Below are 19522 nucleotides of genomic sequence, written 5' to 3' on the forward strand. Positions count from 1 at the left end.
ATTAAACGTGTTCGGTTCGGAGACGTATCGTCCGGTTCGAGACGCCCCGTCCGCTCAGAACAGCGAGGTTAACAAGTCGATAGTACCCCAGAACAGCGTCGTCACGAGTGCACCCAAGAATCCGAGGACGCCCGTACCGGACACCGGACTCGTGCCGACGAACTCCTCGACGCTGTCGGGAATCCAGTCGCCGTCGGTGTCGATTTTCGTGGGGTCGCTTCCCAACTCTCGTTCGCGGCCGTCGTCGAGTTGGTCGTAGTCGCTGTCACTCTTGAACGGGTGACTACCGAGATGGCGCTCGGCGTCGTTTCTGAGTCCGTCTCCGTCCGGGTCGCCAGTCTCCCCGAGCGTGTAGGTGTACGGCGAGTTCGGAACCGGCGCGAGTCGTTCTTCGTAGAGGTACGGCCGGAGCCACGCCGAGAGGTCGCGCCCGGCGACTGCCTCGACGGCCCGCTGGAAGTCGCTGGTCGAGAGCCGACCGCTACTGTCCTCGGCTCGTTCGTTCAGTCGCCGGAAGACGGCAGTGAGAGTCTTCGAACCGTTCGTTTCAGTCCGAATCCTCGCGTCGAGTGCCGCCAGCAAGCGCGCGCCCTGTTGGTACGGCGTTCGGGCAGACGGCCACGACTCCGGGCGGGCAAGCGTCGCAGTCGGCGTCTCGACGTCTCGAATCGTCCCCGCCGCCTCGCCGTACAGCGAGGGCTTCTCGTGGATGGTCAACACTGCCGCGTAGTAGGTCGCGCTTGCCTCGGTGAACCAGCGGAACTCCGAGGTGGTCCGGAACTGCTGGCGAGTGTGGACGAACTCGTGGACCCACGGGTTGTTGGCGTCGATGTCGGCGTCGTCACGCACCCAGAAACTCTGGCCGAACGCTTGCCCGCCGACGCTCGTCTCGATACCCTCGGAGGGGAGGACGAACGCGGTCACGGTCCCTTCGCTCGCTCCCGAATCGAAGGCAGTGCTGGCGTCGGTCAGCGTCTCCAGTGCGGTGTCTCGACTCACGTCTACGCTCGCCTCGTGGGGGACGACCAGTCGGAACGTCGTCCCGCCTGCGTTCTGGGTCGCCATCTCGACCGGACCGAAGTACGCCATCTGTGCAGTTGCGATGCCCTCACTGGCGAGCGCCGTCGTCCGTTCGACGCTCGGCTCGCCACCGGTGTACGACCAACTCACTGCCGGTCGGGGTATCTTGAGGAACGTCCAGTTCTCGCGAGAAATCGCCGACTTCCAGGGTCCGAACTGCTCGCTCGTGGGCGAGAGTTGTAATCGAATCTTCGGCGCGTCGGTCCGCTCGTCCCACGTGAGGCGTTGTCCGGACCGCTCGAAGCCGGTGACAGAGACGATACTGGCGTCGTTGTGCGGGAACTGGACGCCCAAGCCGTGGACGTTCGACGGCAAGTCGTAGCTGTAGGTGAGCGTCACGCCGCCGTTTGTCCGCTCGACGTGGACCTGTTCGGTGACCGTCGGGTTCGACTGCGAGACTGTCTCGGCGGTCGTTGCGGAGGTCGGCGTCGCTGGCGTCGCCGCCGAAACGGGGGCGAGAAGCGCCGAGACGACGGCTACCAGTGTGAGGAGACGGGCGAGGCGGGGACCGGGCACGTCCACACCATCGGACGCGGGACCGATGAACGTTCGGGTTGTCGGAATTCTCGCCGAACTCCTCGCCGCACAGCGCATCGTGCACATTTAAGCTCTGCGGGGCCTGCCTTCGAACTGTGCCAGAGCCAGTCGAGTCTCACGACCCCGAAGGCGTCGATTACGGGTGGGTCATGCAGACGACCTTCGTCCTCACCATCGTCGTCGGCGCGCCAATCGTCGCCCTGCTCGCAGTTGCGACTGGCGTCTCGCTACCGACATGGGCCTCTCGGGTGTCGTTCGCGGTTCGGGTCGGCGCGCTCGTCTGGTTTATCGTGGCTGTGGGCGTGTTTCTGTACGCCCGAAAGGAAGAGAACGTGGCGTGAGAGTGTTCGGGAACGTTTGGTCTGTTTCGAGAGACCTGGTTTCGGTTTGGCGCGCGCTGGCGTGACCTCGTGTCACGCCATCTCCGTGCGAGGGATGAGCGAATGGACGTGAGCGAATCGGCTGGGGAGGGTGTGGCTCTCGCGGTGCTGTGCGGGCGGTCTTCTAGGTATCGGGTGTAGCTAGCTTCGACTCTACCGACTTCGATGGCAAAAACCATGACACAGTAGTAACCTCCTAGAAAGCCCCCGTGCGCTAACTCCCGCGACTTGCTGTCGTTCGAAAGACCCGACGGGTCTTTCGTGATGACGAGAGAGCGATGCTCTCTCGAACCACGCTCCTCACTGCGTTACGGTGCTTACTTCGTCGGGGTTCGTTTAGCGCACGGCCCCTTTCAGTCCCACCCTGTGGAATGGGTCGCCGGGCGTTTCCGATGGTTCGATTTACTGAGCGCGTTCTGTTCTATGTTTCCCCGCTACACCCACTCGAACTTCGTCCCCGCCCGCTCTGCGGTCGTCTCGTCGCTCTTCGAATCGCCAACGAACAGCACCTCTTCAGCTTCCACGCCCAGCTCCTCCACGGCGGCCAACAACGCTCGCGGGTGCGGTTTCCGATGGGGCACAGTCCCGCGACCGACCACGCTTCCGACCTCGCCCATCAAGTCGTGCTTCTCCAGCGCGATTTCGACGGCGTCCTCGTGGTTCAGCGAACAAACTCCCACGGGGACATCACGCTCCCCCAACTCGTCCGCGAGTGGTAGTCTACTGGACTCGCGCGCGCCTTCGCGCTCTGCCTCCGCGATGAGTTCGTCGGCTTCCTCGCCGATTCCGGCGTCTTCGGCCGCCGAGAGCAACGTCCACGAACCCAGTGGCTCGGCGTCGATGCCCTCCGATTCGAGCAGTTCGGTCAGTCCGCGCTCGACGGCCTCCCAATCGACCGCGAGGCGGACCAGCGTTCCGTCCAAGTCGTAGACGACCGCAGACACGTCTCTCGTCACGAATTGGCGTAGGTGGAGGGTGCGCAAAGGAACTTCGGTCGAAAACGTCTGTCAGTCGAGCAACTTCCGCGCGATGACCTTCTTCTGAATCTCGCTGGTGCCCTCGTAGATGGTCGTAATCTTCGAATCGCGGTACATTCGCTCCACGTCGAAGTCGGTGGTGTAGCCGTAGCCGCCGTGAATCTGGACCGCTTCGTTGGTCACGTCCACCGCGGCCTCGCTGGCGAAGTACTTCGCCATGCTGGCGGCCATCTCGGGGTTCTCGCCGCGGTCGTCGGTGCGCGCGGCGTCGCGGGTCAGCAGGCGCGACGCCTGCACCTGCGTCTGCATGTCGGCGAGTTTGTGCCGGATGGTCTGAATCTCCGCAATCGGCTTGTCGAACTGCTCGCGGTCCTGTGCGTACTCCATCGCCTCGTCCAGTGCCGACTGGGCGAGACCCACCGATTGGGAAGCGATGCCGATGCGACCGCCTGTCAGAATCGACAGCGCGGCAGAGAGACCTTTGCCCTCCTCCGTCAGTCGGTTCTCGGCGGGAATCCGGGCGTCGTCGAAGATGAGCGAGGTCGTGTCGCTGGCGCGCAGACCGAGTTTGTCTTCTTTCTTGCCGACCTCCAGACCGTCCGTATCTTTCGGCACGACGAACTGCGTAATCGAGCGCGGGTCGTCGCGGTCGGTCTTGGCGAAGAGGATGACGACGCCGGAGCGGTTGCCGTTCGTAATCCACTGCTTCTTGCCGTTGATGACGTACTCGTCGCCCTCCCGCTTCGCTTCAGTGGTCATCTCGGCGGGGTTCGACCCGGCCTGTGGCTCCGAGAGCGCGAACGCGCCGACGGGTCGGCCATCGACCATCTCGGGAAGCCAGCGTTCCTTCTGGGCTTCGTCGCCGAATTCCGCGATGCAGGAGGTGGCGAGGCAGTGAACCGAGAGGGCCGTCGCGACCGACAGCATGCCGTAGGCGACTTCTTCGTTGACGACGCTGTAGGTCAGCGTGTCTACGTCCAGACCGCCGTACTCTTCGGGGACGGTCATCCCCGTCATGTCCAGTTCCGCGAGTCCGTCCCAGACCTCCTCGGGGAACGACTGTTCGCGGTCTGCTTCCTCGGCAGTCGGGCGGATTTCCTCGACGGCGAACTCCCGGACTACGTCCCGGATTGCTCGCTGTTCGTCGGAGAGGTTCATACTCGCGTTGTTGAGGAGTGCGTGGAAAAAGTTGCCCCTTTTCCGGGCGGCCGCGGAACGGATTTTTGTCAGTTCGGCCGCTACTCTCTCGCGTGCCGACCGATTTGGAGGCCGCCCGAGACGACCTGCGCGAGGCTGGCTACGACTTCGAGATTTCGGACCCGGAGTCGGCGAATCCGATACTCGACGGTCAAATCGAGTACGACTACCCCGAACCGGAGACGCTGAGGGGTAGATTCGCCCGGCGAGTCGGTATCACATGCGTCCCCACCGACCCAGAAATCCTCCCCAGCGACTTCAGGAAATCGCCGACGACCACGGTCTCGTCGTGCAACCGATGGGTGGTTCTCACAGCGATGGAACCGTCTACGTCGTCTGTTCTGAGAACGGCGTCTGAGTGTCTCGTTTCTTCCTGTCTTACTCCCGAAGATACGAGACGACCGCTTCGGGGTCCGCGTCAAGTCCGCCGCCCTGTGCGAACGTCGGACTGCCGCCGCCTCCACCGCCGAATTCCTCCGTCACGTCGTCTACGATATCGCCTGCTTCTGGGTCGCCACCGGTCGCGGCGACGACGAAGGTCGCGCCGTCTTGTCCCGTCAGGACTACCGCTGTGGCGCCACTGTCCGCTGATTCACCGACCAGTTCTTTCGCTCGCTCACCCACTTCGTTCGGTCCGAAGTCGGCGACGGTGCCGACTAGCCAGTGACTGCCGTCCTCGCGCTCCACGGGGTCGTTCCGGAGGTCCGCGAGGCGGGCGTCTAGCACCTCCGACTTCGCGTCTTGGAGGTCGCTCTCCAGTCGCTCGATGTCGTCGCTCGCCCGCGTGGCGGCTTCCGGGAGGTCGGAGACGCCAACGTCCAGTGTCTGGGCGGCCTCGCGGGCGGCGCGGGCGTCCTCGGCTCTGCGGCGAATCGCGGCGGGACCGACTGCAAACTCGACGCGGGTGAGACCCTCACCGGGATTAGACCGCGAGAGAACCGTAACGGGACCGATTTCGCGGGTGTTCTCGACGTGCGTGCCGCCGCAGGCCGCCACGTCCCAGCCGTCGATGTCCACGACGCGGACCATGTCGGAGTCGCTCATCACGCCCTCCTCTGTCTTGGTGTTGAACGCGATGTCTTCGCGGTCTCTGGCGGCCTCCTCGGAGATTTCCTCCCACGTGACCGAGAGGGAGTCCCAGACTGCGCGGTTCGTGAGTCGTTCGAGTTCGACCAGCGTCTCGTCGTCGATGTCCGTCGAGGTGGTGAAATCGACGCGGACCTTCTCCGCGCCGATGTCGAACCCGCCGTAGCCGAGGTCGGAGAGGAGTCTTCTCCCTGCACCGTAGAGGACGTGACTCGCCGTATGGGCGCGCATCGCGTAGGTCCTGAACTCGGGGTCGATTTGGGCCTGCACTGTGTCGCCCACCTCGAACTCGGGGGCGTCTGCGAGATGGTGGACGATTCCCCTGCCCTGCTTTTCGACGTGTTCGACTTCGATTCCGGCGAGGTTGCCACGGTCTGCTGGTTGTCCGCCGCTCTCGGCGTAGAAGTAGGTCTCGTCGAGCGTAACCGCACGCTCGTCGGTGCTCGTCACCTCGGCTTCGAAACTGGTCGTGTACGGGTCCCGTGCCGCGAGTTGACTCATAGCGTGTGAGAAGTAGACGCGCCGACTAAAGGGTCACGTTGGCGGTCGAAATTAGGTGAGCAGGTCCCGCCGAACCCGTGCTTTCAGGTAGTCGATGCCGGTCAGCGCGGCGGGCACCGCGACGGCGAACCCGGCCAGAAGCGCCCAATCGCGGAGTTCGAGCGTGACTCCGAGCACGACCATGGCACTGACGAAGACGGCGATTGCGGCGACGACGGCGAGAATCTTTCTGACTGCTCGCGGGGCGTCGAAGGACTTCGTGGGCCGCCACAGCAGGTTCTCCGCGGCGACTGCAAGGCCGACGCCCTCGGCGAGACCGACCACGGTGTAGACGCCGGGGTGGAGTTCGGGCAGTGGGTGCGGGAGTGCAACGACAGCGACGACAGTGAGGATGCCGAGCGCGCCAGCGTACGGCGTCTCGATTGCTCGAAGGAGGCGAGCGATGGGAGGTGGGTCCTCCCGAAGCGAGTCGCTGAGTTCGTACATGATAGCTGTATGTGTTTTCTACACTATCAATCTTGAGGGAGGTGTGACGGGAGTGGTCGGAAAGGGGTCTGCTTTGGCCTGCCTACTCAACCAACAGGGTGGGACTACCGAAAGACGCGCCGAGCGCGTCTTTCGACTTCCCACTCACTTCGCTCGCGAGACTGAAAGGGGCCGGACGCTCGCGTTCACGTGGTTGCTTCTACGGGCTACTATGTTGGTCGTGCTGTGGGGAGAGGCCAAAATATCCCGCAGAACGACCGCGACCACCGGGAGAGCAAAGCTCTCCCGAGATAACGGCGCTTCGCGCCGTGAACGGACGGGGTCTTTCGAGGAAGAAGTGATGTTGAATTGGCTGAATCGGCTGAATTGGCTGAGTTGGCTTAGTTGGCAAAATCAGCAGTGAAACTAGCTACTCCCGAAACCGAGGAGAGACCGCACCGCAACCGCAGCAGCCACACCCTCCCCAACCGACTGCGGTCCTCAGGTTCGGACGACGCGACGAGTCGCGTCGTCCGCGTTGTGGTCCTCGTCCCTCGCGCGAAGTTAGCGCGACACGCTCTGCGGTCGCGCCAGCGCGCGCCGGGTGGTCTGAGTAGTATCGTGTCTCTCCAGAGCAAGCCAGCGAAATAGAAGGAACCCGAAACTCCCCGCCCTAAGCCACGTCTTCGACCGCACTCGCGAAGAGGTCGAACGCGAGGTCGATTTCGCGCTCGGTCACGTCGAGCGGCGGGAGCAGGCGGAGCGTCTTGTAGCCACAACCCAGCGTCAGCAGGCCGCGCTTCATCGCGGCGTCCACGACTGCCTCGCGCCGGTCTTTGGTGTCGAACTCGACGGCGAGCATCAGGCCCGCGCCGCGCACGTCGATGACGTTCGGCAATTCGGCGTCTTCGAGCAGTTCACGCATCTGGCGGCCGCGCTCGGTGACGTTGTCGAGCAGGTCGTACTCTTCGATTGCGTCGATGGTGAGCGCGCCCTGTAGTGCGGAGACGATGTCGCCCGCGCCCCACGTCGAGGAGAGTCGGCCCTTCTCTTCCGGGAACACGTCCTTGCGCGAGATGGTCGCACCGACGCGCAGACCCTTCGCAGAGGTGATTACGTCCGGTTCGAGGTCAAGGTGGTCGATGGCCCACATCTTCCCAGTGCGGCCCATCCCGGCCTGAATCTCGTCGGCGATGACGTTCAGGTCGAACTCCGCGCGGATATCGGCGAGGTCACTGACGAATCCATCGTGCGGGGTTCGGTAGCCGCCTTCGCCTTGCACGGGTTCCATGATGACGTAGGCAACCTCTTGTGGGTCGAGAATTCCCTGACTGTCGTCGAACTTGTCGGCGAGGACGTTGCCGCCGGGGCCGTCGGTCAGCCACTTCTCTTCGTACTCCGCCTCCGTCGAGGGGTAGGGGAGCGAGACGACGCCGCCGATTTCGGGGTAGCCCTGTCGATGGACCCGCTTCGAGCGGTTCAGCGAGAGTGCCCCGAGCGTGCGGCCGTGGAACGCGCCGTCGAAGGTGAACGCACGGTGGCCACCGCTCGCGTAGCAGATTTTGATGGCGTTTTCGACCGCTTCCGCGCCAGAGTTAGAGAGGAAGACAGTGTCCATGTCGTAGTGACTCGTCAGATCGGTCAGGCGGTCCATCAGTTGCGTCGGGCCGGGGAACTCGGGCTCTTCCGGCGGCCAGCCACCCGCCGCGTAGAAGTCCTGTCCCGCGATTTTGGTGGGATCCGGAAGCTCGAACTCGTCCATCTTGTCCATGATTTTGGGGTTGTTGTACCCCAGCGGTGCGGCCGCGACGTGGCTCGTGAAGTCCATGAGGACGTTGCCGTCCACGTCGGTACAGAACGGCCCCTCCGCGTCTTCCATGTAGTCCCAGACGAAGTCGTAGACGTAGGTACTCGGTGCGGAGAACTGGTGGTGGTACTCCGACCACTCGCTCGCTCGTTTGCCCGGCATCCGCTCGACGGTCGGTTCGGCGGTGTCTCGGTCCATGTCACCGAGTATGGAAGACCCCGTTTTAAGCGGTTCGTTGTGGTTCGGGCAAAAATTGTCAAACCGCTTTACACGGTAGCGACGAGCGCGGCCCCGCTCGCCGCCGCCAACAGCACGCCGCTCCACGCGGCGACTCGGTAGGCGAACGAACGGTTCGGAGCAGAGAGCGTCAGCGCGGCCTTCACGGCAATGGAGGACGCCGTCGCCAACAAGATGGCGATGACGGCCGTACTCTGGCCGATGGAGCCACCGCGGTACAGCACGACTGCCGAGGAAGTCGCACCGGCACTCGATACGAGTCCCGACAGCAGCGCAGTCACGTAGAACCCCGCAGAGCCGAACTGCTGTTGGGCCGCCGCGCCGCCAGCGATGACGAACAGGAAGATGGCACCGAACCCGAGTGCGTTGCGCATCGAGAACGGGCTTTCGAGGTCGATATCGATGTTCTCGGACCAGTCAGCGGTGTAGGCCGCGATGGCGACGCTCCCAAAAATGACCGCCCCGAGCGGCAACACCGCGCCGTAGAGAATCGGCATGTCGCTCGTGACGGTGAACGCCAGCGCGATACCGAGGTTCCGCACCGCCATCGCGGCGTCCGCAAGCAGGATGGCCGCGACGCCGTAGGAACTCGCTTGCGGGCGCTGTCTCACGTGGTCGAGCATCGTCCCGACGACCGCAGTCGAGGACGCGAGACCACCGAAGAAGCCCGTGACTGCGATGCCGCGACCGCCGTAGGTCTCGACGACGGCGTAGTTGACGATGCCGATGCCCGCCACTGTGACGACCATCAGCCAGACGACTCGCGGTTCGATGCCGAACGCCAGTTCCTCGGCGGGCAACAGCGGATAGATGACGAACGCGAGGATTGCGAACTCCACCGCCGAGCGGAGTTCCTCGCGGGAGAGTCCCCACGCGAAACTGTGTAGCTCGCGCTTCAGCACGAGCAACAGCGACGACAGTACCGCGACGGAGACGCTCACGACCGTGTAGCCTTCCATCACGAGCGCGCCGACGCCGAACGCGACCAGCATCGAGACGGAGGTGGTCAGCGAGAGTCCTTCTTCGTCTTCGGTGAGACCCTGCACTGCGAGCAAGATTCCTTGGACGATGACGAGCAGTCCGCCGAGCGCGAGCAACACGTCACGGTCGAGCAGCGTGAAGACCGCTCCGAGCAGGCTGATGAGGGTGAACGTCCGCACCCCTGCAGGCTTGTGGGACCACTCCCGTTCGAGGCCGAGGAACAATCCCAGCGCACCCGCTAAGGCGATACGGACGACCTGATTGTTCAGCGGCGCACTCGTCAGAAAGTCGAACAAGCCCGGCACTGTTCGACCTACGGTATGTAGGCATAAATAGTACTCCCTAATCGCCGATTCCTCCCGGAAAATGATGTCGATTGACGTGCCAGAGTCACGTGCAAGAATCCGACGCCAGCGACTTCGATTGACATCAGGAGACGAACCTTTTTGTCGCGCGGTGACAGTGACAGCGTTATGGTTGACGGCTGGAACGTAGATCGCTCGCGCGTCGGTTGGTGGTGCTTCGGACTCGCGTTGGCAGCGGCCGTCTTGTTCGTCGTCCACTCGTTCATCGGGACGTTCGTCTTCGGCGTCTTCATCTACTACGCGACGCGCCCCGTCTATCGGCGACTGCGTCGAAAGGTTCGGCCAGCGAGTCTCGCTGCAGCGACGGCACTGTTCACGCTCGCACTCCCGGTCTTGTTGTTGATGATTTACACCGGCGCAATCGCGCTACAGGAGTTCGGGAAGGTCGTTCGGCGACTGCAGAACGAGGGCGCACTGGCGGACATCAACGGACTCTGGACGCAGGTTCAACCGTTCATCAACGCCTCGTCGGTCGCACAGACGCCCAACGAGATACTGACGAACCCCGGCGGGAGTACCGACGTCGTTCGCGAGATTGCCACCTCTGCGTTTCAGTACGTCGGACTGGTCGGAACGGGTCTACTTCACCTGTTCGTGATGATAGCTATCGCGTTCTACCTGCTTCGGGACGACCACCGGTTCTCGCGGTACGCCCGCCGACAGTTCGCCGACGATGGGGGCGTCCTCGAAGCCTACGTTCGGGCGGTGGACCGCGACTTCAACAGCATCTTCTTCGGCAACATCCTGAACGCCCTGATGACGGGCACTATCGGTGCAGTGGCGTACAACCTCGTGAACCTCGTCGCGCCGCCTGCATTGGCGATTCCGTATCCGACGCTCATCGGCTTGCTCGCTGGCGCGGCCAGCCTCATCCCGGTCGTCGGCATGAAGTTGGTCTACTTCCCCGTAGCGGCATATCTCGGCATCCGTTCCGCCGTCGAGAGTCCGGAACTGCTCTGGTTCCCCGCGCTGTTCTCGGCCGTCTCGTTCGTCGTCGTGGACACGATTCCCGACCTCGTGTTGCGGCCGTACGTCTCCGGGCGAGACCTCCACATCGGCATGGTGATGCTGGCGTACATCTTCGGTCCGCTGTTGTTCGGGTGGTACGGCATCTTCCTCGGGCCGATGATTCTGGTGCTGGTCGTCCACTTCGTCCGCATCGTCCTCCCGGAGCTAATCGCGGGCGAACCGATTCGGCCGTGGGCCGTGGACCCGACCTATCTCTTCGAACCGACGGGCACCGAGACGGCCGGTGTAAACGAGACGACGACCGGCGACGAGACCCCACGAACTGACGCGGCCCGCAAAGCCGCCGAAACAGACGCCGGGGAGGTCGGAACTGGCGACGCCATAACCGACTCGGAACCGGCCGACGACACGCCTCGGTCGCCGACTGGTCCGGGAACGCCGGAGTCGTAACGGTCTGGCGCTCTCGCTTTCTCTCCCTCCTTTCGCGCGTGCTTCTCGCTCGTTCGTCGGTCTGACTCCCCGGTTCCCCCACGCCCATCCAACGTGTCTGCGTCTTCGGTCTGGAACTACGCCTCGACCGGTAAGTCGACGTACTTGGCTTCCCACTCCCGTCGGGCCTCGATTTCGCGGGTGCCGCGGCGGGTCAGCGTGTAGTAGTTGGTCCTGCGGTCGCGCTGTCCTTTCTCGATGAGGCCCTTGTCCACCAAGGTGTCGAGGTTTGGATACAGTCGGCCGTGGTGAATCTCTTTCTCGTAGTACGCTTCGAGTTCGTCTTTGATGGCGAGACCGTGCGGTTCGTCCAGTCCGGCGATGACGTAGAGCAGGTCACGTTGGAATCCAGTCAGGTCGTACATCGGTGACGTACAGAGTAAGCTTTCGAACGAATTGAAGATAACGGCCCATCGGAGTCGCTTCACGACCTCCCGTCACGGCAGTTCGGTGGAAGTTCGCGTCTGGACTCGCAATCTTCTCGTTCGGTATCAAATGGACGACGCGTATATGACAGTGGAGCGCGTTTGTGGTACTATGCCAGAAGAAGTACTCTTCAAAACCGAGCGCCGCCAATCCCGTGCCGACGTCGCCGCGTACCTCCGAACGGTCGCGGAGAAACTGGAAGCTGGCGAGAAGATGACCTTGGCCGCAGGCGACCAGTCAGTGTCGCTCGCGGTGCCTGCACAACCGACGTTCGAAGTGAAAGCCGAGCGCGAAACGTCTTCGGGAGGCGGCCCCGCCGAACTCAGCGTCGAGTTCGAGCTAGAGTGGGACGAAGGAGCAGACCAGTCCGGGTCGAGCGGGACGCTCGAAATCGAATAACCACGTTTCGCCTTCCTGTCGGTATTTCGCTGGGTGGAACAGTAGTCAGCGGACATGCACACAGCGACCACTCACGGTGTAATTTTCATCGAAAGGAAAGCGGAACACGCGGGGGTGAAAAAGCCCCGCGAACCGCTTGCCGCCCTGAATTGGTCCCCGCTGACGCTTCGGCCCTCCAAGCGAAGCGTCATTTACTGCATAACACCCCACGACTATAAATGTACCGGCGACGGAAATCAGTGCCGGATGCACCGCTGTACCCCAATTTCAGAAACTCTTCGCCGAAATTTTTCCATGCAGTTAAATTGTTTAGATGTGCTCTTCTTCTAGTACCCACCCGAGTGCCCGCTTGTAGTAGGTGAACATCTCTTCGACACCTTTGTGTCGCATCTCCTCGCTGTCGAGTTGCTCCTTGAGGAACTCGTACTGCTCTCGAATCTCCTCCTCGTCTCTCATATCTCCTTGTTGGCGTTCTGGGGTTATGAGTGCGGTGGGGTAGACCTGTGAAAAGAGAGCGGTAGGTATGGTAGAGCCGTGGATACGAGGCCGTAACTTTTCGCCCTACTTCTTCCAATCCCCAAACATGAACCAAGCGAAGCGTCCACCGACACCCGACGGCGTGCCACTACTCGGGCACGGCCTCGACTTTTCGCGCGACCCGTTCGGTTCGATGACGGAGTGGGCGAAGCAGGGGGATGTCGTCCGACTGAACTTCCCGAGCCAATCGTTGTACTTGGTCACTGAGCCACATTTGATCGAGCAGGTACTGATGGAGAACGAATCGACGTTTACTGTCGGCCGACAGCAACGCGAGACGTTCCGCGGCGTCGAGGACGACTCAGTGACCGCCAGTACCGGCGACGAGTGGACGCGCCTGCGCAAGGGGCTCCAACCCGCGTTCACGTGGGACGGTATTCGCGGGTACGGTCGTCAGATGGCCGACCGCACCGCCGAACACGTCGGTCGCTGGGACGCTGGCGACCAGTTCGACTTGTTGGAGGAGATGCGTCTGCTGACGCTCCGTATCCTCGGCGATACACTCCTCGGCGTCGATATGGAGGGCGACGAGGCCGTCGTGAAAGACGCCGCCGACGCGCTCATCGACCGGGCAGACCCTCGACGGTTCGGCCAGTTGCTCCCCGACTGGGTGCCTACGCCGACGCAACGTCGCTTCGAGCGAGCCATCGGCAACCTCGACAGCTACGTCGCGGGCGTACTCGCCGACCGCTCACCTGGTGATGGGGACGTCTGTTCAGTCCTCCTCGCGGCCCACGAACGCGGCGACCTCTCGATGGCGGAGGTGCAGGACAACCTGACGGCGCTGTTGCTCGCGGGCCACGACACGACGGCAGTGTCGCTCACCTACGCGTGGTACGAACTGAGCAGAAACCCCGACGTCCGCGAGTCGCTCGTCGAAGAGGCCGAAACAGTACTCGCGGGGGAACTCCCCGACGTAGACGACTTCGACGTGCTCGAACAGACTCAGAACGTCGTCAACGAGATACTTCGGCTCTATCCGCCTACGTGGGCCGTGAACCGAGAAGCGACCGAGACGGTCACGCTCGGTGGATACGAGATTCCGGCAGGCACGCAACTGATGCTTCCCCAGTGGGTACTCCATCGCGACGACCGGTTCTGAGACGACCCGGAGACGTTCGACCCGTCGCGGTGGGACCGCGACATCGAACGGCCGGAGTACGCCTACTTCCCGTTCAGTGGCGGCCCACGCCACTGTATCGGAATGCGATTCGCCCGCCTCGAACTGGTGCTGGCGCTGGCGACGATGGTCGGCCGCGTCGAGTTGGACGTCTCGACAGCGGGACCGCTGACGTTCGCGCCCTCGCTTTCGCTCCGTCCGGAAACCAACGTCCACGCGACGGTGCGTCGTCGCTGACCTGTTCCCCTATTTTCGGTCCAACCGAGACAGTCCGTGCCAAATCGCGTCTACCATGCGTTCCTCGCCTGCACCAGTGGCGTCGTCCCACCCGCGAGCGAGCGCGTCTTCTAGCAGTCGCACGTCGTGGTTCTCGAAGTTGTTCAGCCCGCGGAAGTCTTCGAGCGCCTCACGCTCGACTTCGCCGAACGTCTCCGACGATTTGTCGTCGTAGAATCCCAGTTCGTTCAGCACGCTCGTCACCTCGCTAGCGACTTCGCCAGACAATTCTTCGAACTCCTCCGGTTCCTCGCGTTCGAGTAGGGTCACGTCGTAGATTTTGAACACCCGTTCGAGTTCCGCGATAGGCGTCTCGTGGTCGTCTACGCGCACGTCTATCCAGCGGTCGTTGTTCCCCTGATAGCCGCCTTCGGGTTTGACGACGTACAGCGCCGCGCTCTGCTTGCCGCGCTTGTCGCCACCTGCCTCCTCGGCCGCGTAGAGCGCGGCGAGTAGCTTCTCGGGCAGGCCCCCGTCCGTCTCTCCGAAGGTAGCTTCCATCGCGTCCAACGTCTCGGCGTTTTCGAGGATGTTGCCCTGCACGGCGTAGTGCTCCCCTTGCCGGTCGTCGGCGTACTCGAAGCACTCTTCGCCGGTGTAGCCTGCCACGGAGCCGTCTCGGTCGACGATTCCGATCTGTCTGCTCGCCGCATCTGGGTCGTCAGAAACGAGTTCTTCGACGACTTCCTCGGCAGACGCGCCGTCGCGGAGCATCGCCAACCCGTCCGGGCCGTACGAGACGTTGGCGAAGCTCTGGGTCGCTATCGCGCCAGCGTCCGCACTGGCGAAGGGGACGACAGAGCCGACGCTGACGAACTTCGACTGGACGGCGATTCCCACGGCATCGGTCTCGGGGTCGCGGGCGACGATGGAGAAGGTAGATGGTCGCGGGGAGGTCGTTGATTGCGAACCGGTAGACGACCGTGTCGGCATGGCTTGCTCTGGCATGCACGACTCATGGGGGGCGAGGACGAAAAGCGTTCACGTCACAGGAACGCTGTAGAAATGTGGGTATTTTGGCGGTTTTATCGCTTCGCCGAGCAACTAGCTACACGTGACCGACTGCACTTCGACGGCTTCGGTGAATCTCCCCGACCAGCGGGTCGAACGAGGGCGCGTAACCGTCGAGAGCGCGACGCTCACAGCGGGTGGCTTCGTCTTCCTCACGACGGATACCGACGCCTCGCTCCGACCGATTCTGGGCCATTCGAACTACCTCGAAGCCGGTGCGTACGACGACGTTCGAATCGAACTGGACGAACGCATAGAGGACTCTCGCCGACTCGTCGCCGTCGTGTTGGACGACGCCAGCGGTGACGAATTCCCGGATTTCGACGGTTCCGACGAGGTGTCTCGCGCGTGCGACGAGCGAGTCACCGACGTCGCTCGCGTCTGCCCTGCGCGCGACTGTTCCGGCCCGCCGAGACTGGCGCTCGTGGCCGTCCACGAGGACGCCTCTGGCGACGAACGGGCGAACCTCGACGACGAGTTCGTCGTCTTCGAGAATCCGGGCTGTTCGCCGCTCGACCTGACAGGATACGTCATCTGGTTCGGCGATTACGGCCAGTGGTTCCAGTTTCCGGACGGCTTCTCGTTGGCTTCGACCGAACGCGTCGTTGTCCGAACAGACGACGCGGCACACGACGACAACGAGGACCCGGCACTCGGCGACCACGACACGCTCGTCGTCGGTTCCGACGAACCCATACTGAACAACGACGGCGACAGACTGGTCGTTCGTAACGCGGACGGCGAGACTGTCCTCGAACGCGAGTACGCGTAGGCTACTCCGTCCCAGAGGTCCCTCCCGACTCTCTGGTAGTCTTCTTCCCGGTCAACGGCTGCCGCCGCGCCAGTTCGCAGTCGAAGGCCGGATGTTCGGCGAAGTGGTGAACGAGCATGTGACGACGACCGCCGCTGAGACCAGTTTGGCCGACCTCCTCGGCGGTGAACTCATCGGGCAGTCGTTCGTAGAGTCGTCGGAGCGCGTCGAAACTCTCGAACACTTTCCGGTGGCCCGAGGAGTTCGCGCGCTTGCGCTCGACGACGTAACTCCCGTCGTCGCGGTGCTGACCGACCGTCTGCAAGAACTCTCGGCGCTCGGTCAGTGCTTCGCCCAGCGCCGTCCGTAACTCGTCGGCTTCGGCTCTGGTGAGTTCGTGGCAGTCTTCGCCGACTGTCAGCGTGACGCTGTCGCCGTCGGCAGTCAGCGTGACGTCATCGACTGTCTTCTCTGCGCACTCGGTGTTGCCGTCGCTATCGGCCGCTTCGACGCTACTGGACGCAGAATTAGTGGTCTCGGTCGAGAATTTCTCGACCAGCCGCCGACTGGCGACTTACTCTATCCTCGTGACTGAGGCTATGACTCGACATTGCAAGCTACTGTAGTGGTAGCGAGGTGATAAAAGGTTGGGTCGGTCCCGTTAGCGCCTCGCCGCCAGCAGCGCCATCACCGCGACGTTGTACGCTATCAACCCCGCGACGATGGCACTCAGCGAGAGACCGACGAACAGCACGCCGACCAAGAACGCGTCGGTGGAGAGGCCGCCGAGGAGGAACGCCAGCCCTAGCAGAACTGCGAGCAGCAAGGCGAGCGGCGCGCCGTAGTCGCGCCAGTAGCCCTCGGAGACGGGCACTCGGACTCGAAGTACTCGCTCTTCGACCTCCTCTGTCATACGATAACTGTTACCGTATAGAATCATAAGTGTTCGTGACTGTTTCGAGTCCTTCGGAGGTCGCTCCGCCGGGCCTTTGTGAGTTCGCGCCCAACGACCGAGCATGAAAGTCCGCGGCGAACGGGAATGCAAGCAGTGTGGAACGCGGTGGTCCTACTACGAGACCGAGAGTGTCGAGTGTCCATCCTGTGGGAGCGTCCGGAGTGTCGGCGTGGACGACGACCGCGCGCTCCACACTGCGACTCCGGTCGAACTCGACCTGACCGAAGCCAAGGAGGCGACCGACGCCGAATCACTGCGGTCGGTCGCCGAGACTGCCGAGGAGTCAGCCCGCGACTACGTCCGCCAGCGCGGGTTCATCAAGGGCGGCGACCTCCTCGCGCTCGACGACACCTACCTCGCGGCCGTCGAACTGCGCCACGCTGCCAGCACGGTCGGGCGAGCGATGGACGTGGGCGACGACGAAGAACTCTACTTCCTCTCGCTGCTGCGCGGGGCCGAAGACGGCGACCGACCGCCAGCCAGCGACGTGCCGCCCTCGATGCACGAGGTGCGCGGTCTCGCCTACGGAAACGCCGTACAAGAGTACCGTCGCGAGATGGCCGACTGGGCGGCCGAGAACGACGTGGACGACGACGGTCACTCCGCGCTGGAGACGCTCGGCGACCACGTCAAACGAATCCGCGCACTCGACGGCGACGTTGCCCCCGAGACGGCCGACAGCCTCGTGGCGGCGACCCGCGACGTGAGCGCGTACTTGCGCGAGCACGACGTGGACGCGCTCGCTAGCGCGCGCGAACGATTCGGAAAATTGGCGTAGCGCGAAGTCTTGAAGTCGGCATTCCGGGCAACTCTTTTGGTGCGTGCTACCATTTAACTAGGCATGGGGACCGACGCGCCGTCGCCCGTCCGCACGCTACTCTGGTTGTTAGTCATCGGCCTCGTCCTCGTTCCAGTGGCGATGCCGTGGCTGAACGGGGATTTCCTCCCCGAACTCGACGGCGGCCAACTCGTCCGGTTCGTCGGCCTCGGCGTCACGGTGTTCGTCCTGCTCTGGCTAATCTGGCAGAAACGACGGACGAGAGGCATCGACAACAACGAGGGTCGCGTCGAGGGGTCCGGCGAGTCCTACGAGAACTACGCCTACAACGAACAGCAGGCAGCGCGCCGAGAGGGCGAACGAATCCACAACGAGGCCGAGCGGCTGTCGGAACTCGACCGGAAAATCGAACGGCGCTAAAATCGAGCAGAGAGAAGTAATTCAGGGCAGTTCGACCGAAACGTCTTCCTGCCGACCCGCGGCCTTCACCGTGTTGTAGAGCAACATCGCGCGAGTCATCGGACCGACGCCGCCGGGAACCGGGGTAATCGCGCCCGCTTTCTCCTTCGCGGAGTCGTACTCCACGTCACCGATGAGTTCGTAGCCTTTGTCGTTGTCTGCGTCCACACGATTTATCCCCACGTCGATGACTGCCGCGCCCTCTTTCAGCATGTCGCCCGTGATGAACTCGGGGACGCCAGCGGCCGCAATCACGATGTCGGCCTCGCTGGTATGCGCTTCGAGGTCCTTCGTTCGGGAGTGACAGACCGTCGTCGTCGCGTTGCCGAGCGGCGTCTTCTGCACCAGGAGATTCGCCATCGGTTTGCCGACGATGTCCGAGCGGCCGACGACGACGGCTTCCGCGCCTTCCGTCTCCACGTCGGCCGATTCGAGCAATTTCTGGATGCCGTGGGGCGTGCAGGGCTTGTAGAGCGCGTTGCCAGCGACGAGGCGGCCGACGTTCTCCGGGTGGAAGCCGTCTACGTCTTTTTCGGGGTCTACGGAGCGCAGGACGCGGCGTTTGTCCACCTGCTCTACGACCGGCATCTGGACGAGGATGCCGTGGACTTCGGGGTCGGCGTTCAGGTCGTCGATAGTGTCGTACAGCTCCTGAGCGGGCGCGTCGGGGTCGAGTTCGACGTGAATCCCGTTGATTCCGACCTCTTCACAGTCGCGCTGTTTCATCGAAACGTACGTCTCGCTGGCGGGGTCGTCGCTCATCAGGACCGTCGCCAGTCCGGGCGTGACACCCTCGTCGGCGAGCGTCTCGATGCTGTCTTGGAGGTCCGAACGGATTCGTTCAGCGACGGCGTTGCCGTCGATGATTTCGGTCATCACCTACAGGTGCGGCGTCGAGACTCTTGAACTCTCGGGTTCGTGCGTATTTCTTCGTGATTATTCGGAGAAATAGGCACAAACTTGCATTCTATCTGTCCGGGATAGCCGCAGGACGTATCCCGTAGTACCACACAAACATATTCTTTTGAATCAGTCAATTATTTAATTAAGTAGAATGATGATGGTATTATGTCGCCAGAAAACGACACGACCGAGACGGACAGCACGAACACGTGGGACCGACGAGACGCTCTGAAAGTAATGGGTGCGACGGGCGTCGGTCTCGTCGGCGCGTCCGCGGCATCCGGAAACGCGGCCGCCGCGGGTCCGACCGCCGTCATCGACACGAACCCGCTTCCGGTGACAGAAGGAACGACCGTCACCTTCGACGGCAGTAATTCGACTGGCGACATCACGAAGTACGAGTGGTATCGAAACTCCGCTGGCGACGGCTTCTACGGTGTCGTGAAGGAGGGCGAGACGTTCTCTGAATCGTTCGCACAGGGTGATTTCAGTATCAAACTCAAAGTCACCGATAGTAACGGCAACACCGACACCAGTCAGTTCTCGTTCAAAGTGTACGGTGACGGCACAGCCACCGCACCCATTCCCCGCATCGAGATGGTCCGGGGCGGCGACGGAGAAATCACGTTCGACGGCACCCGTTCGACTTCACCTCGCGGTGAAATCGTCGAGTACGAGTGGTCGCGTAACTCCGCCGGTGACGGTTTCTACGGCGTCAACTTCACCGGTCCTGGCTTCTTCGAAAACTTTGCCGACGGCGACTTCGACGTCCGACTTCGCGTCACCGACGAGGAAGGGCAGACGGCAGAAAAGGTAATCACAATCACCGTTTGACG

21 protein-coding genes and 1 pseudogene are annotated in these 19522 nt (G+C 62.8%); 9 read left to right on the forward strand and 13 right to left on the reverse strand.

The features are described 5' to 3' along the window. Nucleotides 1-54: 54 nt before the first annotated feature. Nucleotides 55-1596: a gluzincin family metallopeptidase gene (locus F7R90_RS05105; protein WP_158056192.1), complete on the reverse strand. Its 1542-nt coding sequence runs from the start codon at nucleotides 1594-1596 to the stop codon at nucleotides 55-57. Nucleotides 1597-1712: 116 nt separating this feature from the next. Between F7R90_RS05105 and F7R90_RS05110 the strand changes: the two genes are divergently transcribed. Then, the gene (locus tag F7R90_RS05110) at nucleotides 1713-1958 is read left to right on the forward strand and encodes a DUF5822 domain-containing protein (RefSeq protein ID WP_158056193.1); all 246 of its coding nucleotides are present in this window, start codon (nucleotides 1713-1715) and stop codon (nucleotides 1956-1958) included. Nucleotides 1959-2431: 473 nt separating this feature from the next. On the opposite strand, the gene F7R90_RS05115 is transcribed toward F7R90_RS05110, so the two are convergent. Together F7R90_RS05115 and F7R90_RS05120 are read right to left on the reverse strand one after the other, a co-directional pair. Then, the gene (locus F7R90_RS05115) at nucleotides 2432-2953 is read right to left on the reverse strand and encodes an HAD family hydrolase (RefSeq protein ID WP_158056194.1); all 522 of its coding nucleotides are present in this window, start codon (nucleotides 2951-2953) and stop codon (nucleotides 2432-2434) included. A 51-nt stretch (nucleotides 2954-3004) separates the two neighbouring features. After that, nucleotides 3005-4132 carry an acyl-CoA dehydrogenase family protein gene (locus tag F7R90_RS05120; RefSeq protein WP_158056195.1) on the reverse strand — a complete coding sequence of 376 codons (1128 nt, stop codon included), beginning with the start codon at nucleotides 4130-4132 and terminating at the stop codon, nucleotides 3005-3007. Nucleotides 4133-4391: 259 nt separating this feature from the next. On the opposite strand from F7R90_RS05120, the gene F7R90_RS22070 reads away from it, so the two are divergent. After that, nucleotides 4392-4529 (forward strand): hypothetical protein, encoded by a 138-nt coding sequence (locus F7R90_RS22070; RefSeq protein ID WP_192498405.1) that lies wholly within the window; start codon nucleotides 4392-4394, stop codon nucleotides 4527-4529. A 20-nt stretch (nucleotides 4530-4549) separates the two neighbouring features. Here the strand turns inward: F7R90_RS22070 and F7R90_RS05125 are convergent, their stop codons facing one another. From F7R90_RS05125 to F7R90_RS05140, 4 genes are all read right to left on the reverse strand, one after another. After that, nucleotides 4550-5758: an alanyl-tRNA editing protein gene (locus F7R90_RS05125; protein WP_158056196.1), complete on the reverse strand. Its 1209-nt coding sequence runs from the start codon at nucleotides 5756-5758 to the stop codon at nucleotides 4550-4552. 51 nt (nucleotides 5759-5809) lie between these two features. Continuing rightward, entirely contained in the window at nucleotides 5810-6244 is a 435-nt protein-coding gene (locus F7R90_RS05130) for a hypothetical protein (RefSeq protein ID WP_158056197.1), read from the reverse strand. Nucleotides 6245-6896: 652 nt separating this feature from the next. After that, a complete protein-coding gene (locus tag F7R90_RS05135) occupies nucleotides 6897-8228 on the reverse strand; it encodes an aminotransferase class III-fold pyridoxal phosphate-dependent enzyme (RefSeq protein WP_158056198.1) in 1332 nt (443 codons plus the stop codon). A gap of 68 nt (nucleotides 8229-8296) precedes the next feature. Next, entirely contained in the window at nucleotides 8297-9553 is a 1257-nt protein-coding gene (locus F7R90_RS05140; RefSeq protein ID WP_225741264.1) for an MgtC/SapB family protein, read from the reverse strand. 168 nt (nucleotides 9554-9721) lie between these two features. Between F7R90_RS05140 and F7R90_RS05145 the strand changes: the two genes are divergently transcribed. Then, nucleotides 9722-11032: an AI-2E family transporter gene (locus F7R90_RS05145; RefSeq protein WP_158056199.1), complete on the forward strand. Its 1311-nt coding sequence runs from the start codon at nucleotides 9722-9724 to the stop codon at nucleotides 11030-11032. Nucleotides 11033-11148: 116 nt separating this feature from the next. On the opposite strand, the gene F7R90_RS05150 is transcribed toward F7R90_RS05145, so the two are convergent. After that, a complete protein-coding gene (locus F7R90_RS05150) occupies nucleotides 11149-11436 on the reverse strand; it encodes a PadR family transcriptional regulator (RefSeq protein WP_158056200.1) in 288 nt (95 codons plus the stop codon). Nucleotides 11437-11608: 172 nt separating this feature from the next. Here F7R90_RS05150 and F7R90_RS05155 point away from each other — a divergent pair, with 172 nt between their 5' ends. Then, complete coding sequence (locus tag F7R90_RS05155) at nucleotides 11609-11896, forward strand: amphi-Trp domain-containing protein (protein ID WP_158056201.1); 288 nt, start codon at nucleotides 11609-11611, stop codon at nucleotides 11894-11896. A gap of 309 nt (nucleotides 11897-12205) precedes the next feature. On the opposite strand, the gene F7R90_RS22075 is transcribed toward F7R90_RS05155, so the two are convergent. Then, a complete protein-coding gene (locus F7R90_RS22075) occupies nucleotides 12206-12352 on the reverse strand; it encodes a hypothetical protein (protein WP_192498406.1) in 147 nt (48 codons plus the stop codon). Nucleotides 12353-12479: 127 nt separating this feature from the next. On the opposite strand from F7R90_RS22075, the pseudogene F7R90_RS05160 reads away from it, so the two are divergent. Further along, nucleotides 12480-13790 (forward strand): annotated as a pseudogene (locus F7R90_RS05160) (cytochrome P450). Nucleotides 13791-13799: 9 nt separating this feature from the next. Here F7R90_RS05160 and F7R90_RS05170 read toward each other — a convergent pair. Beyond that, nucleotides 13800-14777 (reverse strand): DUF1028 domain-containing protein, encoded by a 978-nt coding sequence (locus F7R90_RS05170; protein ID WP_225741265.1) that lies wholly within the window; start codon nucleotides 14775-14777, stop codon nucleotides 13800-13802. Nucleotides 14778-14883: 106 nt separating this feature from the next. Between F7R90_RS05170 and F7R90_RS05175 the strand changes: the two genes are divergently transcribed. Next, entirely contained in the window at nucleotides 14884-15612 is a 729-nt protein-coding gene (locus F7R90_RS05175; protein WP_158056204.1) for a lamin tail domain-containing protein, read from the forward strand. Nucleotide 15613: 1 nt separating this feature from the next. Here the strand turns inward: F7R90_RS05175 and F7R90_RS05180 are convergent, their stop codons facing one another. Next, on the reverse strand, nucleotides 15614-16039 hold the full coding sequence (locus F7R90_RS05180; protein ID WP_158056205.1) for a DUF7528 family protein: 426 nt from the start codon (nucleotides 16037-16039) through the stop codon (nucleotides 15614-15616). A 213-nt stretch (nucleotides 16040-16252) separates the two neighbouring features. Further along, entirely contained in the window at nucleotides 16253-16504 is a 252-nt protein-coding gene (locus tag F7R90_RS05190) for a hypothetical protein (protein WP_158056207.1), read from the reverse strand. A 103-nt stretch (nucleotides 16505-16607) separates the two neighbouring features. Here F7R90_RS05190 and F7R90_RS05195 point away from each other — a divergent pair, with 103 nt between their 5' ends. Both F7R90_RS05195 and F7R90_RS05200 read left to right on the forward strand, forming a co-directional pair. Further along, nucleotides 16608-17324: a DUF7117 family protein gene (locus tag F7R90_RS05195; RefSeq protein WP_158056208.1), complete on the forward strand. Its 717-nt coding sequence runs from the start codon at nucleotides 16608-16610 to the stop codon at nucleotides 17322-17324. Between the two features lie 63 nt (nucleotides 17325-17387). Next, entirely contained in the window at nucleotides 17388-17744 is a 357-nt protein-coding gene (locus tag F7R90_RS05200; protein WP_158056209.1) for a hypothetical protein, read from the forward strand. Between the two features lie 21 nt (nucleotides 17745-17765). Here the strand turns inward: F7R90_RS05200 and F7R90_RS05205 are convergent, their stop codons facing one another. Continuing rightward, complete coding sequence (locus F7R90_RS05205; protein ID WP_158056210.1) at nucleotides 17766-18659, reverse strand: bifunctional methylenetetrahydrofolate dehydrogenase/methenyltetrahydrofolate cyclohydrolase; 894 nt, start codon at nucleotides 18657-18659, stop codon at nucleotides 17766-17768. Between the two features lie 192 nt (nucleotides 18660-18851). Here F7R90_RS05205 and F7R90_RS05210 point away from each other — a divergent pair, with 192 nt between their 5' ends. Further along, entirely contained in the window at nucleotides 18852-19520 is a 669-nt protein-coding gene (locus F7R90_RS05210) for a PKD domain-containing protein (RefSeq protein WP_158056211.1), read from the forward strand. The last annotated feature ends 2 nt before the right edge of the window (nucleotides 19521-19522 follow it).

Origin of the sequence: Halorussus halophilus (genome assembly GCF_008831545.1) — an archaeon.
Lineage (GTDB): Archaea > Halobacteriota > Halobacteria > Halobacteriales > Haladaptataceae > Halorussus > Halorussus halophilus.

Coding starts and splice junctions, on each gene's coding strand:
- F7R90_RS05120 (WP_158056195.1), bottom strand. CDS start 4,132: ATGAACCTCTCCGACGAACAGCGAGCAATCCGGGACGTAGTCCGGGAG.
- F7R90_RS22070 (WP_192498405.1), top strand. CDS start 4,392: ATGCGTCCCCACCGACCCAGAAATCCTCCCCAGCGACTTCAGGAAATC.
- F7R90_RS05125 (WP_158056196.1), bottom strand. CDS start 5,758: ATGAGTCAACTCGCGGCACGGGACCCGTACACGACCAGTTTCGAAGCC.
- F7R90_RS05130 (WP_158056197.1), bottom strand. CDS start 6,244: ATGTACGAACTCAGCGACTCGCTTCGGGAGGACCCACCTCCCATCGCT.
- F7R90_RS05135 (WP_158056198.1), bottom strand. CDS start 8,228: ATGGACCGAGACACCGCCGAACCGACCGTCGAGCGGATGCCGGGCAAA.
- F7R90_RS05145 (WP_158056199.1), top strand. CDS start 9,722: ATGGTTGACGGCTGGAACGTAGATCGCTCGCGCGTCGGTTGGTGGTGC.
- F7R90_RS05150 (WP_158056200.1), bottom strand. CDS start 11,436: ATGTACGACCTGACTGGATTCCAACGTGACCTGCTCTACGTCATCGCC.
- F7R90_RS05155 (WP_158056201.1), top strand. CDS start 11,609: ATGCCAGAAGAAGTACTCTTCAAAACCGAGCGCCGCCAATCCCGTGCC.
- F7R90_RS22075 (WP_192498406.1), bottom strand. CDS start 12,352: ATGAGAGACGAGGAGGAGATTCGAGAGCAGTACGAGTTCCTCAAGGAG.
- F7R90_RS05170 (WP_225741265.1), bottom strand. CDS start 14,777: ATGCCAGAGCAAGCCATGCCGACACGGTCGTCTACCGGTTCGCAATCA.
- F7R90_RS05190 (WP_158056207.1), bottom strand. CDS start 16,504: ATGACAGAGGAGGTCGAAGAGCGAGTACTTCGAGTCCGAGTGCCCGTC.
- F7R90_RS05195 (WP_158056208.1), top strand. CDS start 16,608: ATGAAAGTCCGCGGCGAACGGGAATGCAAGCAGTGTGGAACGCGGTGG.
- F7R90_RS05200 (WP_158056209.1), top strand. CDS start 17,388: ATGGGGACCGACGCGCCGTCGCCCGTCCGCACGCTACTCTGGTTGTTA.
- F7R90_RS05205 (WP_158056210.1), bottom strand. CDS start 18,659: ATGACCGAAATCATCGACGGCAACGCCGTCGCTGAACGAATCCGTTCG.
- F7R90_RS05210 (WP_158056211.1), top strand. CDS start 18,852: ATGTCGCCAGAAAACGACACGACCGAGACGGACAGCACGAACACGTGG.